Origin of the sequence: Gelidibacter sp. (assembly GCF_035577925.1) — a bacterium.
In the GTDB taxonomy this organism is placed as follows: domain Bacteria; phylum Bacteroidota; class Bacteroidia; order Flavobacteriales; family Flavobacteriaceae; genus Gelidibacter.
On sequence record NZ_DATJCY010000339.1, the window covers coordinates 1 to 22,860 of the forward strand.

Here is a 22,860-nt window from a genome sequence, read left to right on the forward strand (position 1 = left end):
TTGGGTATATTGAGGTAAAATAGTATTGGATTATTATAAAAAACTCCTTTTTAATTCGGACAAATTTCTCCCAATAGAAATTATTAATTATCTTTATAGTGTAATTGTTTCACGTATTTTGGTTTCTGATTTTGTATAGAAATCATCTTTGTTTTAGATGTTGTTTTGAAAAAACGCCTTGAAATTATCTAGGATTTGAGGTCGTCTTAAATTAGTTGTTTTTTGTTGATGATCTTTATAAATCACCATGAATCTTATTGAAAACATATTTCAGTTTTTGCAAAAACCAGCAAAGGAAACCGAGGGCAAAGCTCCAGAAGGAACGTGTCCGGTTTGTTGGGGTTATCAGGAATATGATGCAAAAATTCGCCAGTTGTTCAAAGACAAACAGATTGATGTGAATAATCATAAAGACAGTTATATGAAGGTTCAAAAGTTTATGGTGAAATATGTTGACGGCATTCGATTAAAACAAGGTAAAATAACGGAATGTCCAACTTGTGGGCATCGGTCAAAATCTGAAGATGATGTCATTTCTAATGAAAACAAATGACACACTTTTTTACGCACTAAAAAGGTTTTATTGCTCTAAAGTTTAATTAATACACTTTATTTATATTCTCATGAAAAAACGATTGAATTACCAATCTGCTGCACCTGGAGCTTTAAAAGGTATGCTTGAACTCGAAAAATTCGTTCACAGTTCGGGATTGGAACGCCGTTTATACCATCTTATCAAAACACGTGCATCTCAAATAAATGGCTGTGCTTATTGTTTGGATATGCATACCAAAGATGCCCGAAAAGCTGGTGAAACCGAACAGCGTTTATACCTTTTATCAGCTTGGCGAGAAACCGCTATGTTTAGCGACCGTGAGCGTGCGGCATTAGCATGGACCGAAGCCATGACCTTGATTTCTGAAAATGACATGTCGGACGCATTATACGAACAGGTTACCCAGCATTTTAGTGAACAGGAAGTTGTGGCATTATCAATGGCGATTATTGCCATAAATGGCTGGAATCGCTTGGCTATAAGTTTTCGTGTAGAACCTGGAAGCTACGAACCAGAGTAATATGGTAGTTTGAAATTTTTCGGTTTATGGATCTCTTAAATAAAATAGCCATTGTTACGGGAGCGAGTGGCGGACTTGGTGCTGCCTTTTCTGAAGCATTGGTCAAAAATGGTGTAAAAGTTTATGGTTTGGCTCGAAATGAAAAGAAACTGCATGCATTAAATAATAGTTTGGGACCGCAATTTGTTCCAGTTATTTTGGATATTTCAAATCACCAAGCTGTTGAAAAATGGGTGAATAGTACGTTTTCTCAAACTTATATTCCCGATATTCTTATCAATAATGCCGGCACAGGTTCTTTTGGAAAGATTGATGAAATGCCAACGGAAGAATGGTCAAATATGATCAATATCAATATTAACGGGATGTATTATATCACATCGCTCATGGCCAATTTTATGAAAAAAACGGAACGTTCCTCGCATATCGTCAATATTGGCTCCATTTTAGGAAATGTAGGGAGGGAAGAATCTGCGGCTTATTGCGCTACTAAATTTGCTGTTCAAGGATTTAGTGATGCTTTATTTAAAGAACTTCGTTTTTTTAATATTAAGGTTACCTGTTTTAATCCGGGTTCTATTGACACCCATTTTTTTGAAACCTCAGGAATTGAAGCCCATCATCATATGTTGCAACCAAAAGATTTAGCAGATGCTTTAGTGTATATTTTGAAAACACCCGATAATATGCTTGTCAATACTATTACGATAAGGCCTTTAAATCCAAAGAAGCCCGAGAATTTGCCATAAATTATCTTTAGTTTTTACAATTAACACGATAAGTTTCTGCTTTTAAATCATGTCTTCCTATCTTTGGAAAAACCTTCTGTACATCTTAAACATCCTTACTTTTTTGAGTGATTGGATAAAATAAAAGTAATTTTCAAACATTTCGCATTGTTATGATTATTGAGTTTATTTTGAATGTGTAGAATCTAATTTTTTTAAAGATGACAACATCCATAAGGCCTTATGTTTTGGCAGAAACCAATTGGAAAGCAGTAAAAGAAACTCAATTTACGGTTGCCGTTTTACCTTGGGGCGCTACCGAAGCACACAATTATCATTTGCCTTATGCTACGGATAATTTTCAAGCAGAATATGTTGCTATTGAGGCGGCAAGAAAAGCTTGGAATAAAGATGCAAAAGTTACCGTTTTACCAACCATTCCATTTGGGGTTAACACAGGCCAGATGGATATCACACTTTGCGTAAATATGAGTCCGAGCACGCAATATGCTGTTTTAAGAGATGTTGTTGAAGTATTAAATGGTCAGAATATCCAAAAACTGGTCATTATTAATTCTCATGGAGGCAATCATTTTAAGCAGATTATTAGAGAATTGAGTTTAGAGTTTCCAAAGGTTTTTGTCTGTGCCATTAATTGGTGGCAAGTTGTGAATGCCAATCCTTTTTTTGACGAGCCTGGAGACCATGCCGGAGAATTGGAAACATCAGCAATGCAGTATATTGCTCCGCATTTGGTATTGCCTTTAGATGAAGCAGGAACAGGAACCGCCAAAACCTTTAAAATAAAAGGGCTTAAAGAAGGCTGGGTAAGCACACAACGCCAATGGACAGAAGTTACAGAAGATACAGGGGTTGGAAATCCTAAAATGGCAAGTAAGGATAAAGGAGAGCGGTTTTTAGAAGAAGTCACGAATAATATAGCCGATTTTTTTATGGAACTCCATCATGCCGATATTAATAATATGTATGAATAATAATAACCCAAGTAAATCAATATTCTACTTATGAAGTATAAATTTGTTCTTTTACTTTCTTTGTTGTTTGTCAATTGTGGAATTAAAACCCAGAAATCTATAGCAGAACTTAACGCTCCTGTGTTTCAGGATTTGTTCAATACAACAATGAGCCAAGATGTAAGTTGTTATAGAATTCCAGCTATTGTGACGGCTCCAAATGGCGATTTGATTGCAGCAATTGATGAACGTGTGCCCAATTGTGGAGATTTAAGAACCAACACCAATGTCAATATCATTGTGAGAAGAAGTGCAGATAATGGCAAAACTTGGTCTGCTATTGAAAAGGTCCTTGATTTTCCTGAAGGACAATCGGCATCCGATCCGTCAATGATTGTAGATAATGTTACCAATGAGGTTTTTATATTCTATAATTTTATGAATTTGGATACCGAAAAGGACGTGTACTATTTGCATGTTGTAAAAAGTAACGACAATGGTAAAACTTGGGGTACGCCACAAGATATCACTTCTCAGATCACCAAACCTGAATGGCATGATGATTTTAAATTTATCACCTCGGGAAGAGGAATCCAGACGCGTTCAGGAAAATTGTTGCATACCATGGTTAACTTAAATAGTGGACTTCATCTGTTTGGAAGCGACGATCATGGCAAAACTTGGTATTTTATAGATACATCCATACAACCGGCCGACGAATCCAAAGTGATCGAGCTTTCTGATGGTACATTAATGATCAATGCACGTGTTAATGGTGCAGGAATGCGTTATGTGCACACGTCCACAGATGAAGGTCAAACATGGACGACCAATCCTGCGCCAGAATTAAAAGATCCGAGCTGTAATGGCGCCATCATTCGTTACACGGCTGTTGAAGATGGTGATGACAAAAACAGGCTTCTTTTTTCAAATGCCAATTCTGATAAAGATCGTAATAATTTGACGGTCCGAATTAGTTACGACGAAGGAAAAACATGGACCGAAGGCAAAACCATTTATGACGGGCCTTCGGCATATTCAGATTTGACCATTCTTGAAAATGGTGACATCGGTGTGTTTTTTGAACAAGATAATTATACGAAAAATTCTTTTGTAAGTTTTTCTTTAGATTGGTTGACCGATGGAAAGGATAGCTACAAGAAGCCAGAAAAATAATTTATTTACATCTATTTGTGTTTGAATTTTCAAATGAGTAAGCAGTTTTTAAAGCCAAAACATACAGCCAAAACCAAGTGCTTTTACAAAAGGAGTTTAAAAATGCTCAAAGCCTTTCTGTTCATTTTTATGTTTCTAGGTTTGGGTGAATTAATAGTTTATGTGATGGGTATAGTTATACCGGGCAATATTTTAGGAATGCTCTTGATTTTCCTTGCCTTGAGATTTAAACTCATAAAGCTAGAAACCGTAAAACCTGCTTCTGATGTTTTGGTGAACAATATGATGCTGTTTTTTGTTCCGTTTGCTGTTGGACTTTTATCTTATTTTGATTTTATAAAGGAGTATTGGATCATTCTTTCGGTTGTTGCCAGTGTGAGTACTTTAATTACACTTTTCATTACTGGGTTTGTACAACAAAAATTGGAAAATAATGATTGAGTTCTTTAAACTTCCAATTTTTGGAATCTTAATTACTGTACTAACTTTTTTTAGTGTTATCGCATTACGTAAAAAAATAAAATTCGTGCTTTTTAATCCTGTGTTAATCGCTAGTGCACTCATTATTTTATTTTTGGTCGTGTTTGATATTAGTTTTACAGATTACAATAATGGAGGAAAGTATATCAGTTTTTTTCTTGGTCCGGCCGTTGTAGCGCTTGGCGTTTTGTTTTTTGAAAAATTCCAATTGATAAAACACAATGTCTTTCCTTTTTTGGTGGCCGTTTGTTGTGGTGGGATAATCAGTATTTTTTCGGTTTGTATCATTTGTATTTTAATGAATGCACCCGATATCATAATGAGATCTATAATTCCTGTCGCGGTAACAACACCAATTGCCATTGAGATATCGCAAATTACACAAGGCATTCCATCCATAACTGCGGGTGTCGTAATTGCTGTAGGTGTTTTTGGAAATGCCATTGGGCCATCATTTTTAAAAGCAATGCGTATTACCAGCACAACTGCAATGGGCACAGCATTAGGAACTGCTGCTCATGGTATCGGTACTGCACGCGCAATTGAAATAGGGTTTTTGCCCGGTGCTTATAGCGGATTGGCCATGTGCGTTAATGGTATTCTTACTAGCATAATTGCGCCTTACGTCTTGGAATGGTTTTTATGGTTAATCTAACAAGTTTTGAAACTTATCTGGTTCAATTGACGTATTAATCATGTCACATTATAAAGTAATTTCTCTCAAAATCAGTAATTAAAAGCCAACTACAAGGTTGTAAATCTACCAACTCCTTTCTAAAAATGTCATTAGTCGAAAACTTTTAGTAAGTTTTGTTTTATTGCGTTTTTTTATAACGTTAAAATAAACTTAAATAAAATTATGGCAAAAAAAGTACTTAAATTACTGTTTGTGTTTGGGATTCTATGCACTTATGGTATGCAGGCTCAAACAACAGTAAAAGGAGTTGTTGTTGATGCAGTAAGCAGTTTGGGGCTTCCTGGTGTAAGTGTATTAGTTAAAGGCACTGCCACAGGGGTTACAACAGATATTGATGGCAATTACAGTATTGATGTATCTGGCGAAGAAGCTGTTTTGCAGTTTTCTTACGTGGGCTTTACTACTCAAGAGATTGCGGTTAATGGTAAAACGACAATTAACGTCTCGTTGGTAGAGGATATTAGTGTGCTGGATGAAGTGGTTGTCACTGCTCTTGGTATCAAAAGAGATCGTAAATCGTTGGGATATGCCGTTCAGGAAGTTAAAGGTCAAACTTTGACAGATGCAAGAGAAACCAATATTGCCAATGCATTAGTGGGAAAGGTGTCAGGAGTACAAATTATTAAAGGAAGTAATGGTCCTGCCAGTTCATCAAAAATCGTCCTTAGAGGAAACAGTTCGCTTACAGGCGATAACCAGCCTTTGATTGTTGTGGACGGAATCCCGATGGACAACTTTACAGGAGCTGACAATAATGATTTTTGGAATCCTTCACAGGATATGGGTAACGGTCTTGGCGATTTAAACCCAGATGACATTGAGTCTATGAGTGTTTTAAAGGGCGGTTCGGCTGCAGCTTTATACGGTTCACGCGCTGGTAACGGTGTTATTTTGATTACCACAAAAACAGGTAAAGCAAGAAAAGGTTTAGGGATTACCTTTTCTGCTACTACAGGTTTTGAAAGAATATTTATTGAGCCAAAACTTCAAAAATCATTTTCTCAAGGTAACTTAGGTGTCTATGATGTTAACAATAGAGATTATGCCCGTCGAAGCTGGGGCGCTAAAATAGATGGCCAAACGGTAACCGACTGGAAAGGTGACCAAACCACTTTAAGAGCTTATGATAATCTTGGAAATTATTACAATGGCGGATTTAGCCAAAATTACAACTTGGCATTCCAGCAACAAATTTCGGACGGAACCTCAATGTATTCATCAGCTAATTACTTGCATGACGACAGTAACGTTCCAGGAGCAACTTTAGAAAGATTGAACTTAACTACTAGAGCGGTTTCTAAATTTGGTGAAGATAAAAGATGGACGACCGATATTAAAGTTCAGTACATCAATACCCAAGCAGGCAACAGACCATTAAATGGTAGCAATGTCAATAATGCTTTTGCAGGATTGCTAACATTACCGGTATCCATGGATCTTACCCAGTTTAAAAACACTACCGATGAGTTTGGTAAAATGAGATGGTACACAGATAATGGTAATATGAACCCATATTGGAACGAAAAATACAATTTGAGTAACGACGCAAGAGATCGTTTTCTATTGAACGGATCTATTAAATATGAGATTAACGATTGGTTAAGTACAGAAGTTAAAGCTGGTGCCGATATTTATAATACGACCACCGAATCTAAACTGTATGCTGGTAGTCCAGGTAATTATAAGACAGGACAATATACTTTTGGAAAAGATGCTTTCATTGAGAAAAACTTTAGCTTCTTAGTGATGGCCAGCCAAGATAATATTTTTGGAAAATTTGGTGGATCGGCTTCATTTGGTGGAAATATGATGGGTCAAAGTGCTAACTATTTTAATGGAAATTCAGGAGTTTTAGTGGTGCCAAATTTATTCTCTTTAAATAACGGCGAAAATAGCCCAACGGTTAATCAAGGATCTTCAGAAAGAAGAACTAACTCGCTTTATGGAACCTTCCAAGTTAACTATGATGGTTACTGGTTCTTAGATTTTACGGGCCGTAACGATTGGTCTTCAACATTGAGCAAAGAAAACCGATCATTCTTCTATCCTTCTATCAGCACATCATTTGTGTTTACTGAAATGATTTCAAAAGGTGGCTCTGAGCTACCCAATTGGTTGACTTTTGGTAAAGTTAGAGCATCTTATGCAAGCGTAGGTAATGATCTTCCTCCATACGAACTTTATAATAGCTACTGGATTGGCAATGATTCCAATGGAAATACAACGGCAGGAACAAATGATATTCTTTTTAATTCTGATTTGAAAAATGAGTTGGTCAAATCGATAGAAGTTGGTTTTGATGCGCGTCTTTTCAGTAACCGTCTTGGATTGGATTTTGCATGGTACAAATCAAATGCAACCAACCAGTTGATCAACCTGCCTTTAGACCCATTTAGTGGATATAATTTTAGAAAGGTTAATGCCGGAGATATTCAAAACACAGGTATTGAATTGTCCATTAACGGAAAAATCCTTGATAACCCTAACGGTCTTAGCTGGGATGCAAGCCTTAACTATTCTACGAACAAAAACACCATTGAACGTTTGGCCGATGATGTCACCCAATATCAATTAGGTGGATTTGATAACTTATCGGTACTGGCTTTTGAAGGAGGTAACTATGGTGAAATCTGGGGAACAAAATTTGCAAGAGTAGAAGATAAAACAAGCCCTCACTATGGACAGATCATTGTCGACGGTAATGGCCGACCTGAAGTTGCGAACGGAGGTGAAAGATTTAAATTGGGCGATCAGCAGCCTAAAGCAATGATTGGTTTCAACAACAACTTTACATACAAGAATTTCTCTTTAGGATTTTTGATCGATGCCCGCATAGGTGGTGAGATCTTCTCTGGTTCAAACTTATTGCTCCAGCAAGCAGGAACTGGAGCTATCACTGTAATTAATGGTGAAAGAGATGATATTGTAACGGGTGTAGTTAGTGACGGAAATGGTGGCTATGCTGCCAACACTACAGGTGTTTCTCCGCAAGTGTATTGGGAAGCAGTGACAACACGATCTGGAAACCTCGGAATCAACGAGGCGAATATTTATGATGCTACCAACGTACGGTTAAGAAACGTAAATATTAACTATACCATCCCAGCAGAATGGCTTGGTGACTCAGGGATCCAAAATCTTAAATTAGGACTTTCTGCCAATAATGTATGGATGATGAAAAACAACTTAAACGGCATTGATCCGGAGTCTGTTTTTGCAACACGAACTAACGCAACAGGTTTCGAATATCTTTCGCCTCCTACCACAAGTACCGTGTTTTTTAATATATCATTAAGTTTCTAAAATATAAAATATAAGTTATGAGAAAACTATTAAAAAGAACAAGCTTGGTTGGCGGTGTGCTATTGGCATTTCTGTCGTGCTCTGAGTTTGAAGATTTGAATATTGACCCAGTCGCAGCTAGTGGTGACCAGGTACAAATAGAATATTTTATTAACAGTTCTATTGGTGGTGCGCAAATGAACCCGCATATTGCAGAACGTGTATTCGTGTTGTATTGGAATCGTGCCTCAAGGTTGTTTAGACCTGCTGGAATATCTACAGGTAGCCCAGATGATGGTTGGTCATCCGATTATTACAATGACTATATTTCAAAATGGCTAAGAACAATTAATGCTGGGATAAAAGTTGCCGATCAACAAATTGATGCAGGTATTGCCGGCGAACATACTCCAAATCTTAAACAAGTGGCCAGAATTTGGCGTGCTTATGTGATGAGTGAAATGGCGGATAACTTTGGCTCAATTCCGATTGATGGTTTTCAAGGAGTCAATCCAGAATACTCTGATGTTAAAACGGTGTATTACTATATTCTTGACGAATTGAAAGAAGCAACTAGTGCGATTAATTTAGACGTTTCGTCGCCAGGTGATGCTTTGAAAAAATTAGACCCGGCTTATGAGTATGATTTTGCAAAATGGAGAGATTACGGAAATTCGTTAAGAATGCGCCTGGCTATGCGTTTGTCTGAGGTAGATCCTGCCAAAGCCCAGCAGGAATTTGAAAGCGCTGTGGCAAGTGGTTATATTAAAGACGCCACAGGTAATTTTTCAGTAAATGAAAATAACGGTTGGGACGATTTTACAGGTGTAAATACCAGAACTTGGTATTCTCATGAAATCACGGCGTCTATGAATAACCTTATGATAGGGCTAGGTGGTATCGCATCTGCCGATCAATTGTTGGGAGATAAACTTAGCCATATCAAGCCTGCAAATTATATGGGTATAAGATATGACAAGCACTTCACAACCAAAACAAATGATCCTTCTGCCGGATTCTTTTTTGACGGTCTACAAAATACCATTGATCCTAGAGCTTATGCATTATTCACAATTCCGGGAGATTATACCAATCCTGAATATATAGGAAGCAATGGTGAAGATACAGAGGGAATTATTGCCAATATCGTGAAAAATGGTGATAAAGATGTTGACCAGGTCGTTGCCACACTTGAAACCAAGTTTACATGGAACGCTTATACCGGTGGTAACTGGGTGGCAGATGGTGTGAAGATTAAAAACGAATTGACTGGTTTGCAAGCTGGAATGCCACGTATGATCAAAAAATTTAGAAATGGTACCAGTAAAAGAATTTTCTTTGCTTCATGGGAATCTTACTTCCTAATTGCCGAAGCAGCAGTAAGAGGCTGGACCGTGCCTATGGATGGACAAACAGCTTATGAGCAGGGTATTGCTGATAGTTTTGCATACAATGGGGTGTCCAACCAAGTAAGTGCTTATATAACTTCAGAAGATTATAGTCGTGTTGGTACTTCAGTAAGCTGGAACCATACTACGGAGCCACCAGTATCTGTTACTATGGATTATGTAGATGGCTATACAGGTGTTGCAGGTACAATGCAATTAAAGTATCCTGAAAACACAATCTATAAAAATGGAGCTGTAAAAAATGACCTTTTGACAAAAATTATTACTCAAAAGTATATTGCGCAAGCACCTTGGTTGCCATTGGAAATGTGGAACGATCAAAGAAGATTAGGATTGCCGTTCTTTGAAAATCCTGCTGTTGAAATTCCATTTACCAACATGCCGGCATTAACTGAAGGTAATTATATGACCAATAGCATTCAGTTTTTTCCACAACGCTTAAAATATCCATCTAACTTCTCGAACAATATTCCTAATGGATATGCTCAGGCAGTGGATAAATTAGGTGGGCCAGATTCAGTTTTTACCCCATTGTGGTGGGCACAACAGAATTAATAAAATAAATTTTTCATTTTTTGTTTGGTGGAAAGGGAGAGCTGTAATGGTTCTCCTTTTCTTTTTTATGAAAGTTGTTATCACTAAGCTTTAAAATGGGCATTTTTATAAATGCTTATATTGATACATAAAAGCATAAACGAAACACAATAAAAATTGTGAATCTTTATAAGAACGGAATAGGCCTAGTATTTGTGATCGTGATTTTTCAGGTTTATGAATTTAAAATCCGATCTTTCACTTCTTCAAGATATGAGCGTCCAATGACATAGCGCATCCCATCAATTTCAATGCTGTTGCCTTCAACGGCATCAATTTTATTGATCGAAATGGTAAATGATCTATGGATCCTAATAAAATCGGAAGCTGGTAGTAAATCTGTAAAGTCGGTTAAGGTACTGTGGATCATAAAACGACCATTGGTGGTGTTTATTTTTAAATAATCCTTTAGGCTTTCAACTACCAAAATTTCGTCCAAAAACACCTTTTTCATTTTTTTCTTATCGATCTTAAGAAATAAATAAGGTCTAGAATTAATAGATTCTGAGGCAGGTTGTCTTATGTCCAAGCGTCTGTAAACCTTGGTCAATGCATTCATGAATCTTGGGAACTCAATGGGCTTTACCAAATAATCCAATACATCAAGGTTGTAGGTTTCTACGGCATATTCGGTATATGCACTGGTAATGATGATAATGGGTGGTTCTTGAAGGCTTTTTATAAAGTTAAGACCATCTAATACAGGCATATTGATGTCCAGAAAAATAACATCGACTTTATGGTGTTTTAAGAAATTCAACCCATCAATCGCATTATTGAATGTTGTAACCAATTCAATATCTTCTATTTGCTGTAAATAATTTTTAATTACGTTAACAGCCAATGGCTCATCATCAATAATTAAACATTTTATCTTCATTATATTCTATTTTAAAATATCGATTATTATAATAAAACCTAAAAAAATTATAATTAAACCACTTTGATCTTAAGGTTTACCGTAAAAGTGCTTTCATCATTTGAAATGGTCAGTTTGTAATCTTTTGGATGATAGCCCAAACTCAGTCTTTTTTTGACGTTTTCTAAACCAATTCCGCTAGAGCGATTCATGTCATTTTTAAATTCAGTAACAGCAGGAAGTGGATTGGTAATGGTAAAATACAGAAAATCTTCCTTAATTGTGAAATCAATATCAACTTTTACGATGCCAATATTTTTATTGACCCCATGTTTAAAGGCATTTTCAACAAATGTAAGCAAGATAATTGGTGCAATATTTTTTTCTTGAATATCACCGGAAATCGACATGTTGACGTGGAGTAAACCGGCGTGGCGAATTTTTTCTAAATCCAAGTAATTCTGAATGCAGAGAATCTCGTTTTGCAAGGATTGTCGCTCAAATCTAGTTTCATAAAGCAAATACCGCATCAGCTCCGAAAGTCGAAGTATGATATTTGGTGTTTTATTGGATTTTTCGAGTGCTAAGGAATGAATGTTATTGAGTGTATTGAAAAAAAAGTGTGGCGAAATCTGGGTTTTCAAAAATAGCAGTTCGGTCTCCAATTGGTTTTTTTCAAGATCGGCAACACGTTTTTGTTCTTTTAAAAAATCTAAGGTCACTTTAATGGCTGTTACAAAGGTGATGACATAAAGTTCGCCAATCATCATATCTAAAGTGTAATTAAGGGTAAGGGCATTAATAACTTCTGGACCTTCTGGCCAAACATTGTTGCTGATTAAAAAATAGGTGAGATTGAATTTTAAAACCACCATCAAAAATATAGCTGATAATATCAGGATAATATAGGGTACATATTTTTTTCTGAACAAAAACTTTGGCATTAAAAAATAGATGTTGAAATAGCATAGCGCAATGTGGATCGGAAATCCTAAAAGGTTTGTTTTTAATGAATATACATAGTCATTAAAATACATTCCCCATCTAAAAGTGTTAAATAAAAAATAGATGCACCAAAAAATAATGTGGTGCCAAAACGATATTCTGTAGAGCCTGCCAGATTCAAAGTTCATGAAAGATTTTTTTTGTGATGTTCAGGAGAGTTAACGTGTCATCCGTCTAAATTTATTTCAAATTCGTCTAAATTTATGAAAATTTATGCTGTGAATTGTAGTCGTTTTTTTTGATTTTAATTTAAAATGGAGATCATGGCAAACATTCTTGATTATAGGCGAATTAATTTAGGGGTTTATTTCGAAATGTAACAAACAAGATTTAATAATTTGGACAAAAATACCAATATGAAACAATTATACTTAAGTGTTTTCTGCGCAATTATAATAGTAAGCTGTAATACCAAACCAGAAATTATAAGTAACAAAAAAGCAGAATTGATTAGTTATGTCGATCCTTTTATTGGAACTGGCGGCCACGGACATACATATCCGGGCGCAACTGTGCCTTTTGGCATGTTGCAAGTGAGTCCCGTTAACGGTATTAGCGCTTGGGATTGGTGTTCGGGTTATCATTATTCGGACAGTATTATTGTAGGTTTTAGCCATTTGAATTTGAGCGGGACAGGCATTGGCGATTTGGCTGATATCTTATTTATGCCAACCAACAAAGCGATCGATTTAACAATAAATCCAATATCGCGCGATAGCCTTTTGTACAAATCGACATTTAGTCATAAAAATGAAAAAGCAAGTCCGGGCTATTATCAGGTGTTTTTGGAAGACCCTAAGGTGAATGTTGAATTGACCACTTCCAAACGAACTGCACATCATAAATATACCTTTCAAGAAGGCGATGAACAATCGGTTATTGTCAATTTAGGTTTTGCCATCAATTGGGACCAAGCGGTGGCATCGTCCATAAAGGTTGAAGATCGCTACACGATTAGCGGTTATCGTTACAGCAAAGGATGGGCGCATAATCAAAAAGTTTATTTCGTTGCAAAGTTTTCAAAACCAATAGCAGATTATAAAATATATGTCGATGGCGAAGTCTTTGAAGAAGGCGAAACGGAAGGCGTAAAATCGTCTGTGCAATTGTTTTTTGATCCTAATGAAAAGAGCGCACAATTGTTTGCCAAAGTGGCGTTGTCATCTGTAAGTATTGACAATGCCAAAGAGAACTTAGGTGTCGGCGGATTTGATTTTGACAAAACAAAAACAGAAGCGGAAGATTTGTGGAACACAGCTCTATCTTCTTTTGAAGTAGAAACACCGGTCGATTCTTTAAAAACTATTTTTTATACCGCTATGTATCATGCACAAGTGGCACCGGTGACTTTTAGCGATAAAAATGGCCAGTTCAGAATGGAAAACGACAGTATTGTTACGGCCAAAGATTATACCGCATATTCCACTTTATCACTTTGGGATACGTTTAGGGCAGAACATCCGTTGTTGACCATCATCGCTCCAGATCGAGTTTCGGATATGGTCAATTCGATGTTGGCTTATTTCGAGGTCAGAAGTATTTTACCGGTTTGGACCTTATATGGCAATGAAACCAATACGATGACCGGCTATCATTCCATTCCTGTAATTGTGGAAGCTTACAAAAAAGGCATTCGTGGTTTTGATGTTGAAAAAGCATATGAAGCGATGAAAACCACCATGATGCAAGACGAGCGTGGCTTGGATCATTATAAAAAATACGGTTATATTCCCTATAGTTTATTAGATGAATCGGTTACGATAACCTTAGAGTACGCTTATGACGATTGGTGTGTGGCGGAAATGGCGAAACTATTGGGCAAGGAAGAGGATTATAAGTTTTTCTTAAACCGATCAAAAGCTTATCAGTATTTATTTGATAATGAAACCGGATTTATGCGTGGCAAATCGGTAGATGGCAAATCATGGAATGAGCCGTTTGATCCGAAACATTCCAACCATCGTGAACAAACCGATTATACCGAAGGCAACGCTTGGCAACACAGTTGGTTTGTGCCACAAGATGTTGAGGGTTTTATCAATCTTCATGGAGGTAACGATGTGTTTACAAAACGATTGGAGCAGTTGTTTGTTGAAAGTTCTGAAATTACCGGTGATAATATTTCTGTTGATATTACCGGACTTATCGGCCAGTATGCGCATGGCAATGAGCCAAGCCATCATATTGCCTATATGTTTAACCATGCCAATGAGCCTTGGCGCACACAATATTGGGCACGCCAAATTATGGATACGCAGTACAGTACCACACCAAACGGGTTGAGCGGTAATGAGGACTGCGGACAAATGAGTGCTTGGTATGTGTTGAGTTCTGTGGGATTATATCCTATGAATCCAGCTTCTGGAGACTACGAAATTGGAACGCCTATTTTTGAGAAATCGACCATTAATCTTCCAAATAAAAAGACGTTTATCATTGAAGCTGAAAACGTTTCTGATAAAAATTTCTATATCCAATCTGCCACTTTAAATGGCGAAACTTTTAATAAAACGACCCTGTCACATGAAACGCTTTTAAAAGGAGGCATTTTGCATTTTGTGATGGGCGATCAGCCTAACAAAAACTGGGGAATTAACAGCAGCGCACAATCAACATCCAACAATTAACCGCAAATGGATATTATTGATATTTCGATTATAGGAATCTATATTGTTTTAACCTTGGGAGTTGGCATTTGGATTTCTAAAAGAGCATCCAAAGGATTGGATTCTTACTTTTTAGGAGGCAATTCTATTAAATGGTATTATCTAGGATTGAGTAATGGTTCGGGGATGTTTGATATTTCAGGAACCGCATTGATGGTGGGGTGGCTTTTTCTTTATGGTGCCAAAAGCTTTATGCTCATGTGGCTATGGCCAATTTGGAACCAGATTTTTATCATGATGTTTTTGGCCGTTTGGATTCGTCGTTCCAATATTATGACTGGTTCTGAATGGATTTTAACACGTTTTGGCGATGACAAAGCAGGCCGGGCATCCCACAAAATTGTAGCGCTTTTTGCCGTTGTTGCCGCCATTGGTTTTATTGCCTATTTTTTTGAAGGCGTAGGTAAATTCTTGACGGTTATTCTGCCTTGGGATTTGGCACTTACAATAGGAACTTCAGAATTATTTACATCGGAGCAATCGTATGCTTTGATCATTATTTTTCTCACCACGGTTTATACCATAAAAGGCGGTATGTTTTCGGTAGTCGCTACTGAGGTGCTGCAATATGTTATTATGATTTTGGCAGGGGTTTTGGTCGCTGCTTATTCGTTTTTTGCTTTTACTGATATAGAAATTACAAGTGTGATTTCATCAGAATGGAAAAATGTCTTTTTTGATTGGGAGCTAGATACCCATTGGGATGCGCAATACCAAGCGTTTAATGATTTGGTGGATTCTGAAGGTTACAAAATGTTTGGTGCATTAATAGGTATGAGCCTTTTTAAAGGTTTTTTTGCAAGTATTGCAGGGCCCACGCCAAGTTTTGATATGCAACGCATTTTATCTACAAAAACAGTAAAAGAAGCTGCATACATGGCAGGATTTACTAATCTTATTTTGTTTATACCTCGTTATTTGTTAATTGGCGGAATAGTGGTCATCGCTTTGGTAGTATTAGCACCAAGTATGGCCAACGATCCTTCGCTCACGGGTGCAGATTTGGAGATTTTATTACCTCAAGTTATTAATTTCCATGTGCCTGTTGGAGTTAAGGGATTGTTATTAGCTGGTTTGTTGGCAGCGTTTATGTCCACATTTTCGGCGTTTGTCAATGCCGGACCTGCTTATATTGTGAATGACATTTATAAGAAATATTTTAAACCCGAAGCAAGTGATAAACATTATATAAAGGCAAGTCATTTGGCTTCTTTCGCCGTGGTAACGCTTGGCGTTTTTATGGGCTTTTTTGCCGATTCCATTAACTCCTTAACTTTATGGATAACCAGTTCATTGTTTGGCGGTTATGTGGCGGCCAATTTCCTAAAATGGATTTGGTGGCGCTTTAATGGTTGGGGCTATTTTTGGGGGATGTTATCAGGATTGATTATTGCCAGTTTGCAGTTTTTACTCGATCAGAATAAGGGGAATTTCACTGAGGGTACTTTATTGTATGATCTGTCACATGTGTCGGCAATTTATTTGTTTCCTTTAATATTTGGTGTTTCACTTTTAGGATCATTCTTAGGAACATACTTAAGTCAACCAACAGATATGAAGGTTTTAAAGTCATTTTATTCGAATGTTCATCCGTGGGGATTCTGGAAACCGGTTTTAAATGAATTGAAGAAAGAAAATCCTACAATGACAAAAAACTCTGACTTTTGGTACGATATGATGAACTGTATGATAGGCATCGTTTGGCAATCGAGTATGATTGTGGTGCCTATTTATTTTGTTATCCGCGACTATCCTAAAGCATATATTTCTTTAGCCGTATTTTTGTTAACCTCGATTATTTTAAAATTTACGTGGTTGGATAAGGTGAAGAAGATTCCGAATTAAGAGGGTAGAAAATAGAGGGTAGTGGGTAGAGGGTAGAAAATAGAGGATAGAACATAGAATAGAGAGTCAAAATAATTGAACATAAGACTTTTGAACTCCGAAGGAGACATTATTATAGACATAATTATAGAAATTGGACAGAAGACATAAGACATAAGACGTAAAACCCCGAAGGGGTGGCATTATTATAGACATTATTATCCACATTTTTGTATATATAAAATGGCAATAAAAAATAAACAATAGAAAATAAAAATAGTATATGAGTACAATTCCTTGGCAAGATAAACCGGAAGGTTGCAATGATGTAGTTTGGAGATATTCAAATAATCCTGTGATTAACAGATATGATATTCCGTCATCGAACAGTATTTTTAACAGTGCCGTCGTTCCGTTTGAAGATGGTTTTGCCGGTGTTTTCAGATGTGATAACAAAGCAGTGCAAATGAATATTTTTGCGGGCTTTAGCAAAAATGGTTTGGATTGGGAAATCAATCACGATCCTATCGTCATGCAAGCAGGTAATACCGAAATGATCGAATCCGCTTATAAATACGATCCCAGAGTTGTGTTTATTGAAGATCGTTATTGGATTACTTGGTGCAATGGGTACCACGGCCCAACCATCGGAATTGCCTATACGTTCGATTTTAAAGAATTTTTTCAATGTGAAAATGCCTTTTTACCGTTCAACAGAAACGGCGTATTATTTCCACAGAAAATAAACGGAAAATACGCGATGCTAAGTCGCCCAAGTGATAACGGCCACACACCATTTGGAGATATTTACATCAGCTACAGTCCGGATATGAAATATTGGGGCGAGCACCGTTGTGTCATGAAAACCACACCTTTTGAGGATAGCGCTTGGCAATGTACAAAAATTGGCGCTGGTCCCATCCCGATTTTGACCGATGAAGGCTGGTTGATGATTTATCACGGTGTTATCAATACCTGCAACGGATTCCGTTACGCGATGGGTGCCGCCATTCTTGATGAAAATGAACCGGACAAAGTAAAATACCGAACCAAACCGTATTTATTGGGCCCGGCGGAGCTTTACGAAACTACGGGCGATGTGCCAAATGTGGTATTCCCATGTGCGGCTTTGCACGATATTGAAGAAGATAAATTGGCCATTTATTACGGTGCTGCCGATACGGTTGTGGCTATGGCATTTGGTAAATTAAGCGAAGTGGTTCAGTTTACAAAAGACAATAGTTTGTAAAAATGGGGTCCGATCCTGAATAGGATAGCGTCGATTTTCACCAACTTATTTTATAACTATCGTCCCTACGTTCAAAAAGGGACCATTTATTAATTTTATCACAATTCAATAAAAAACCAGTTATGTGTTTAAAGTATAAATTTTTGACGGCATTTTTATTAGTGTCTGCGCTAACCGCTTTTTCGCAATCAAAAAACACCATTATTCCAGAAAGTTATATTGCGTATTACACTTCAGAAGCTATAAATGTGGATGGCAATGCTGCCGATGAATCATGGCATAAAGTTGAGTGGACCAATTTATTTATTGATATTGAAGGCGTCAAAAAACCGACCTATAATACACAGGTCAAAATGTTGTGGGATAACACGTATTTCTACATTTTGGCCAAAATGGAAGAACCACACGTTTGGGCAGATATTACCGAACCTGATGCGATTATTTTTCACAATAATGATTTTGAGGTTTTTGTAGATCCTGATGGCGATACTTTTAATTATTACGAAATTGAAGTCAATGCCATCAATACGGTTTGGGATTTGTTTGTTTCAAAACCGTATCGCGAAAACAATGTGGTTTTAAATGATTGGACCGCAACAGGAATGAAATCGGCGATAACCATTGATGGTACGCTCAACAATCCTAACGATATTGATAAAGGTTGGACGCTTGAAATGGCGATTCCGTGGAGTGTTTTCAAAAAGGCCTATTTTGAAGACATTGTTCCAAAAGATAATTTTTGGCGTGTCAATTTTTCGAGAGTCAATTGGGATCATCAAATTACCGATGGCGTTTATGGTCGTAAAAAAGATGCTCAAGGCAATTATCTTCCAGAATACAATTGGGTTTGGTCACCACAAGGTGTCATTAACATGCACGAACCCGAAAAATGGGGTTATGTTTATTTTTCATCAAAAGAAGCTGGTGCAAAAGATATTTTTGAAATCCCTAATGATGAAAAAATCAAATGGGAATTATTTACCTTATACCGTGCTCAAAAAGAATATTATCAAACTCATAACAAATGGGCCTCATCTATCAACGACTTGTCAGCATCACCAATGGTTGTAGCGGGCAAAACGATTCAGCCAAAACTGGAAAAAACAAGTTTCGGATGGGTCATTTCAGCTAAAAGTCCATTTACAAATATGGAGTTGGCGATTAAGGATGATGGTGCTTTTTTTAAACGATAACTAAATGAAACAGATAACACTTATTTTTCTAATCTCGTTTTTTATTGGGTGCAACAATTCCCCTGAAAAACAGGAAGTAACACCTCAAAAAAAATCCATTGAAAAGGAGTCCCATGTTAACTTGAAGATTATCGGTTATGCAGCGGGTTATGAAGATTATGATTTTTCAAAAATTGATGCCACAAAATTAACGCATATCAATTTTGCTTTCGCCAATATTATTGATGGAAAAGCAGCGTTTGAGTTGGAAACCGATGCCGATAAAATTGCCACTTTAATCAGTCTTAAAAAACAAAACCCCCATTTAAAAGTATTGTATTCTGTCGGCGGTTGGGTTTGGTCCGATCAGTTTTCGACCATGGCAGCTTATGACGCTTCGCGAAAAAAATTTGCCGAAAGTTGTGTCGAACTTCTGAAAAAACATCAATTTGATGGTGTTGATTTAGATTGGGAATATCCTGGGCAACGCGCTGAGGATAATGATTTCCGTCCGTCCGATAAAGATAATTTTACCTTGCTCTTGGCTGAAATCCGTCAGGCCTTGGATGTTCAAGGCGCTAAAGATCAAACCCATTATTTGTTGACCATTGCCACGGGAGCGGATCAGGCTTATATCGATCATACTAATTTAGAAGAAGCACACAAACATCTCGATTTTATTAATGTGATGGGTTACGATTATTACCAAGGTTGGATGTTCCAAACTGGGCATCATGCCAATTTATATCCTTCCGATAAAGAAAAATACGGCGGAAATAGTGGTGTAGAAGCTATTGACAGACATATAAAAGCCGGTGTTCCAACAGAAAAACTGGTATTGGGAATTCCTTTTTATGGAAGACAATGGGAAAAAGTAGCACCTACTGATGTGCCTTTATATGCCTCGGCAAATCAAGGCGGATATATCATATCGTACTGGGAAATCCTTGAAAAATTGAAATCAGGCAAATACGAAAAAATGTATGACGCCTCGGCAAAAGCATCTTATTTATGGAATGCTTCCGAAAACGTTTTCATTTCTTGGGAAACTCCAAAAGAAATACAGTTAAAAGCGGAATATATCAAAGAAAAAGGCTTGGGCGGCGCCATGTTTTGGGAATATAGTTTGGATAAAGATCAGGAACTATTAAATGCCCTTTTTGAAAATTTAAAGTAATTTTTAATGAATAATCACCTACAGATGAACTCAAAAAATCTTCTATTTATTTTATCCGTTGTACTATTTATCAGCTGTAATCAAAAGCCCGAATCCATTCCTGCCATGCCATTAACTCCTGCAATAGAAGTGGATAATTCTTTTAAATTTTCAACTTGGATTACTGCCAATAAAAACAAATCGGATGCTGATTATACCACCGAATTTAAACGTTATAAAGAAGGCGGCATTGACGAGCTGTTAATAAACACCGGAACTGATCCTAAGGAATTGGAGCGTTTTGTGGCAATTGCCGCTAACGAAGGTTTAAAAGTACACGCGTGGATGTGGGCGACCAATCGTCCTGGTGATACGGTGGCCATGCAACATCCAGAATGGTATATGGTGAGCCGTGACGGAAAATCGTGTTTTGACACGCGTCCATATGTGGAATATTACCAATGGTTATGCCCAACACGGACCGAATCTCGAAATCATATTTTAGGATTGGTCGAAATGATGGCAAAAGTTGAAGGTATTGAAAGTGTGCATTTGGATTATATCCGTTTTCCGGATATTTTTCTGCCGATTGGTTTACTTCCAAAATACAATCTGAAACAAGATACGGAGATGGCAGCATATGATTTTTGCTATTGCGAAGTTTGTATCAGCGAATTTAAAAAAATCCACCATAAAAATCCGTTGGAAAGTGAAAATACCGCCATTGATATGGAATGGAAAAACTTCAGATTGAATGCCATCAGAAATTTAGTGAATGATGCTTATGTTATTGTTCAAAAACATAACAAAAAACTAACCGCCGCCGTATTCCCTTATCCAGAAATGGCGGATCACATGGTGCGCCAGCGTTGGGATAAATGGAATATTGACGAAGTTTATCCTATGATTTACCACGGCTTTTACAATGAAGAAATTGATTGGATTGGTTATGCCACCAAACAAGGTGTTACGGATGTGAAATCTGAAAATATCGGGTTGAACACAGGTGTTTATTTACCGCCATTCACCTCCGCAGAAGAATTGAAAGAAGCTATTTTTTACGCTAAAGATAACGGTGCCAAAGGTGTCGCATTTTTTGATGGACCAGAATTGACGGATGCGTATTTAAAAGCGATTAAAGAAACTAAAGAAAGTTTTAAATAGAAAAAAAATATAACTCATGTCAAATCAAAAATCCTATCGCTCCGCATTTATTCTATTGACCACTCTGTTTTTCCTCTGGGGATTTATTACAGTATTGGTGGATTCCTTGATTCCGCGATTGCGTGAACTCTTTACTTTAACTTATTTTCAAGCAGGTTTGGTGCAATTTGCATTTTTTGGAGCGTATTTTTTACTGTCCATTCCAGCGAGTTTTATCCTTTCAAAAATTGGTTATAAAAGAGGCATCATCTTAGGATTGCTGACGATGGCTGTGGGATGTTTGCTATTTTATCCGGCAGCGTCGTATCGTGTTTTCGGTATTTTTATGTTGGCTTATTTTATTTTGGCAGCCGGAATTACCGTTTTGCAAGTGGCGGCCAATCCTTTTGTGGCCGTATTGGGTTCGGAAGAAGGCGCATCGAGTCGTTTGAATTTATCGCAAGCGTTTAATTCATTGGGAACAGCGGTTGCACCTGCGGTTGGTGCCTTATTTATTTTGAGCGATAAAATCAAAACCGAAGATGAAATTGCTGGATTGCAAGGTTCCGTAAAAGAAGCGTATTTAGCATCTGAAGCTGCTGCCGTACAAACACCATTTTTAGGTTTGGCATTGTTTATCGGATTGATCGCCCTTGTTTTCTTGTTTGCAAAATTGCCACAAATGATTTCTGAAACTTCTTCAGGAACTTATAAAGAAGCTTTTCAGAATAAAAAATTGATGCAAGGTGTTTTGGGCATTTTCTTTTATGTGGGCGCCGAAGTGGCCATTGGCAGTTATTTGGTCAACTACTTTTTAGATATGAATTTGGTGTCGGTTATTAAAGAAAGCAACATCATGAAATCTATTGCCGAAACCATTCTCAACTCAGGATTAGCAGGAAAGGATGATAAAGCCGTTGTCGGTGTTTTTGTGACTTTCTATTGGTCGGGCGCCATGCTTGGCCGATTTGCCGGAGCTTATTTGACCAAAGTGATGCGACCGGGTAAAGTATTGGCAATTTTCGCGACCATTTCAATGGGATTGATCTTTTTGTCCATCAGCACCGTTGGTTTAGTGAGCATGTGGAGCATTCTGGCAGTTGGATTATTCAATTCGATCATGTTCCCAACTATTTTCACTTTAGCCATTGATGGTATCGGACATTTAAAACCTAAAGCTTCAGGGTTGCTATGTACTGCTATTGTGGGTGGCGCAATTATTCCACCGGTATTTGGATTTTTAACTGATATTATTGCATTTAAAAATGCGCTGTTGATCATTGTTTTGTGCTATGCGTACATTGTTTGGTTTGGTTATAAAAACGGAAAAGCAAAGGTTGTCGTTGCATAAATTATAAGAATAATTGAAA

The 22,860-nt window shown here is 37.2% G+C and carries 18 protein-coding genes; 16 read left to right on the forward strand and 2 right to left on the reverse strand.

Annotation, left to right across the window (positions count from 1 at the left end; genetic code table 11):
- Positions 1 to 247 precede the first annotated feature (247 nt).
- The 9 genes from VNJ50_RS13125 (at position 248) to VNJ50_RS13165 (ending at position 10,377) form a co-directional block, all read left to right on the forward strand.
- On the forward strand, positions 248 to 553 hold the full coding sequence (locus VNJ50_RS13125; protein WP_325582644.1) for a hypothetical protein: 306 nt from the start codon (positions 248 to 250) through the stop codon (positions 551 to 553).
- A gap of 70 nt (positions 554 to 623) precedes the next feature.
- The gene (locus VNJ50_RS13130; RefSeq protein WP_325582646.1) at positions 624 to 1,076 is read left to right on the forward strand and encodes a carboxymuconolactone decarboxylase family protein; all 453 of its coding nucleotides are present in this window, start codon (positions 624 to 626) and stop codon (positions 1,074 to 1,076) included.
- A gap of 26 nt (positions 1,077 to 1,102) precedes the next feature.
- Complete coding sequence (locus tag VNJ50_RS13135) at positions 1,103 to 1,825, forward strand: SDR family oxidoreductase (RefSeq protein WP_325582648.1); 723 nt, start codon at positions 1,103 to 1,105, stop codon at positions 1,823 to 1,825.
- 200 nt (positions 1,826 to 2,025) lie between these two features.
- Positions 2,026 to 2,799 carry a creatininase family protein gene (locus tag VNJ50_RS13140; protein ID WP_325582650.1) on the forward strand — a complete coding sequence of 258 codons (774 nt, stop codon included), beginning with the start codon at positions 2,026 to 2,028 and terminating at the stop codon, positions 2,797 to 2,799.
- A 30-nt stretch (positions 2,800 to 2,829) separates the two neighbouring features.
- Positions 2,830 to 3,954 (forward strand): sialidase family protein, encoded by a 1,125-nt coding sequence (locus VNJ50_RS13145; RefSeq protein ID WP_325582652.1) that lies wholly within the window; start codon positions 2,830 to 2,832, stop codon positions 3,952 to 3,954.
- Positions 3,955 to 4,056: 102 nt separating this feature from the next.
- Positions 4,057 to 4,395 carry a CidA/LrgA family protein gene (locus tag VNJ50_RS13150; RefSeq protein ID WP_325582654.1) on the forward strand — a complete coding sequence of 113 codons (339 nt, stop codon included), beginning with the start codon at positions 4,057 to 4,059 and terminating at the stop codon, positions 4,393 to 4,395.
- Complete coding sequence (locus tag VNJ50_RS13155; protein ID WP_325582656.1) at positions 4,388 to 5,089, forward strand: LrgB family protein; 702 nt, start codon at positions 4,388 to 4,390, stop codon at positions 5,087 to 5,089. Before VNJ50_RS13150 ends, VNJ50_RS13155 begins: the two co-directional genes overlap by 8 nt.
- Positions 5,090 to 5,293: 204 nt before the next feature.
- The gene (locus VNJ50_RS13160; RefSeq protein ID WP_325582658.1) at positions 5,294 to 8,434 is read left to right on the forward strand and encodes a SusC/RagA family TonB-linked outer membrane protein; all 3,141 of its coding nucleotides are present in this window, start codon (positions 5,294 to 5,296) and stop codon (positions 8,432 to 8,434) included.
- Positions 8,435 to 8,451: 17 nt separating this feature from the next.
- A complete protein-coding gene (locus VNJ50_RS13165) occupies positions 8,452 to 10,377 on the forward strand; it encodes a SusD/RagB family nutrient-binding outer membrane lipoprotein (RefSeq protein ID WP_325582660.1) in 1,926 nt (641 codons plus the stop codon).
- Between the two features lie 214 nt (positions 10,378 to 10,591).
- On the opposite strand, the gene VNJ50_RS13170 is transcribed toward VNJ50_RS13165, so the two are convergent.
- Positions 10,592 to 11,296 carry a response regulator transcription factor gene (locus VNJ50_RS13170; protein ID WP_325582662.1) on the reverse strand — a complete coding sequence of 235 codons (705 nt, stop codon included), beginning with the start codon at positions 11,294 to 11,296 and terminating at the stop codon, positions 10,592 to 10,594.
- Positions 11,297 to 11,349: 53 nt separating this feature from the next.
- Positions 11,350 to 12,408 (reverse strand): sensor histidine kinase, encoded by a 1,059-nt coding sequence (locus VNJ50_RS13175; protein WP_325582664.1) that lies wholly within the window; start codon positions 12,406 to 12,408, stop codon positions 11,350 to 11,352.
- Positions 12,409 to 12,636: 228 nt separating this feature from the next.
- Here VNJ50_RS13175 and VNJ50_RS13180 point away from each other — a divergent pair, with 228 nt between their 5' ends.
- From VNJ50_RS13180 to VNJ50_RS13210, 7 genes are all read left to right on the forward strand, one after another.
- Entirely contained in the window at positions 12,637 to 14,907 is a 2,271-nt protein-coding gene (locus tag VNJ50_RS13180) for a GH92 family glycosyl hydrolase (RefSeq protein ID WP_325582666.1), read from the forward strand.
- 6 nt (positions 14,908 to 14,913) lie between these two features.
- On the forward strand, positions 14,914 to 16,791 hold the full coding sequence (locus VNJ50_RS13185) for a sodium:solute symporter family protein (RefSeq protein ID WP_325582667.1): 1,878 nt from the start codon (positions 14,914 to 14,916) through the stop codon (positions 16,789 to 16,791).
- Positions 16,792 to 17,053: 262 nt separating this feature from the next.
- Entirely contained in the window at positions 17,054 to 18,019 is a 966-nt protein-coding gene (locus VNJ50_RS13190) for a glycoside hydrolase family 130 protein (protein WP_325582669.1), read from the forward strand.
- 143 nt (positions 18,020 to 18,162) lie between these two features.
- The gene (locus VNJ50_RS13195) at positions 18,163 to 19,212 is read left to right on the forward strand and encodes a carbohydrate-binding family 9-like protein (protein ID WP_325582670.1); all 1,050 of its coding nucleotides are present in this window, start codon (positions 18,163 to 18,165) and stop codon (positions 19,210 to 19,212) included.
- Positions 19,213 to 19,216: 4 nt separating this feature from the next.
- Positions 19,217 to 20,368 (forward strand): glycoside hydrolase family 18 protein, encoded by a 1,152-nt coding sequence (locus VNJ50_RS13200; RefSeq protein ID WP_325582671.1) that lies wholly within the window; start codon positions 19,217 to 19,219, stop codon positions 20,366 to 20,368.
- Between the two features lie 24 nt (positions 20,369 to 20,392).
- A complete protein-coding gene (locus tag VNJ50_RS13205) occupies positions 20,393 to 21,511 on the forward strand; it encodes a family 10 glycosylhydrolase (protein WP_414652898.1) in 1,119 nt (372 codons plus the stop codon).
- Positions 21,512 to 21,527: 16 nt separating this feature from the next.
- Positions 21,528 to 22,841 (forward strand): sugar MFS transporter, encoded by a 1,314-nt coding sequence (locus VNJ50_RS13210; protein WP_325582675.1) that lies wholly within the window; start codon positions 21,528 to 21,530, stop codon positions 22,839 to 22,841.
- Positions 22,842 to 22,860: the final 19 nt, after the last annotated feature.

What these genes read in the sequence shown, in the direction of transcription:
- VNJ50_RS13125 (WP_325582644.1), top strand. Translation starts at nt 248, where the DNA reads ATGAATCTTATTGAAAACATATTTCAGTTTTTGCAAAAACCAGCAAAG.
- VNJ50_RS13130 (WP_325582646.1), top strand. Translation starts at nt 624, where the DNA reads ATGAAAAAACGATTGAATTACCAATCTGCTGCACCTGGAGCTTTAAAA.
- VNJ50_RS13135 (WP_325582648.1), top strand. Translation starts at nt 1,103, where the DNA reads ATGGATCTCTTAAATAAAATAGCCATTGTTACGGGAGCGAGTGGCGGA.
- VNJ50_RS13140 (WP_325582650.1), top strand. Translation starts at nt 2,026, where the DNA reads ATGACAACATCCATAAGGCCTTATGTTTTGGCAGAAACCAATTGGAAA.
- VNJ50_RS13145 (WP_325582652.1), top strand. Translation starts at nt 2,830, where the DNA reads ATGAAGTATAAATTTGTTCTTTTACTTTCTTTGTTGTTTGTCAATTGT.
- VNJ50_RS13150 (WP_325582654.1), top strand. Translation starts at nt 4,057, where the DNA reads ATGCTCAAAGCCTTTCTGTTCATTTTTATGTTTCTAGGTTTGGGTGAA.
- VNJ50_RS13155 (WP_325582656.1), top strand. Translation starts at nt 4,388, where the DNA reads ATGATTGAGTTCTTTAAACTTCCAATTTTTGGAATCTTAATTACTGTA.
- VNJ50_RS13160 (WP_325582658.1), top strand. Translation starts at nt 5,294, where the DNA reads ATGGCAAAAAAAGTACTTAAATTACTGTTTGTGTTTGGGATTCTATGC.
- VNJ50_RS13165 (WP_325582660.1), top strand. Translation starts at nt 8,452, where the DNA reads ATGAGAAAACTATTAAAAAGAACAAGCTTGGTTGGCGGTGTGCTATTG.
- VNJ50_RS13170 (WP_325582662.1), bottom strand. Translation starts at nt 11,296, where the DNA reads ATGAAGATAAAATGTTTAATTATTGATGATGAGCCATTGGCTGTTAAC.
- VNJ50_RS13175 (WP_325582664.1), bottom strand. Translation starts at nt 12,408, where the DNA reads ATGAACTTTGAATCTGGCAGGCTCTACAGAATATCGTTTTGGCACCAC.
- VNJ50_RS13180 (WP_325582666.1), top strand. Translation starts at nt 12,637, where the DNA reads ATGAAACAATTATACTTAAGTGTTTTCTGCGCAATTATAATAGTAAGC.
- VNJ50_RS13185 (WP_325582667.1), top strand. Translation starts at nt 14,914, where the DNA reads ATGGATATTATTGATATTTCGATTATAGGAATCTATATTGTTTTAACC.
- VNJ50_RS13190 (WP_325582669.1), top strand. Translation starts at nt 17,054, where the DNA reads ATGAGTACAATTCCTTGGCAAGATAAACCGGAAGGTTGCAATGATGTA.
- VNJ50_RS13200 (WP_325582671.1), top strand. Translation starts at nt 19,217, where the DNA reads ATGAAACAGATAACACTTATTTTTCTAATCTCGTTTTTTATTGGGTGC.
- VNJ50_RS13205 (WP_414652898.1), top strand. Translation starts at nt 20,393, where the DNA reads ATGAACTCAAAAAATCTTCTATTTATTTTATCCGTTGTACTATTTATC.
- VNJ50_RS13210 (WP_325582675.1), top strand. Translation starts at nt 21,528, where the DNA reads ATGTCAAATCAAAAATCCTATCGCTCCGCATTTATTCTATTGACCACT.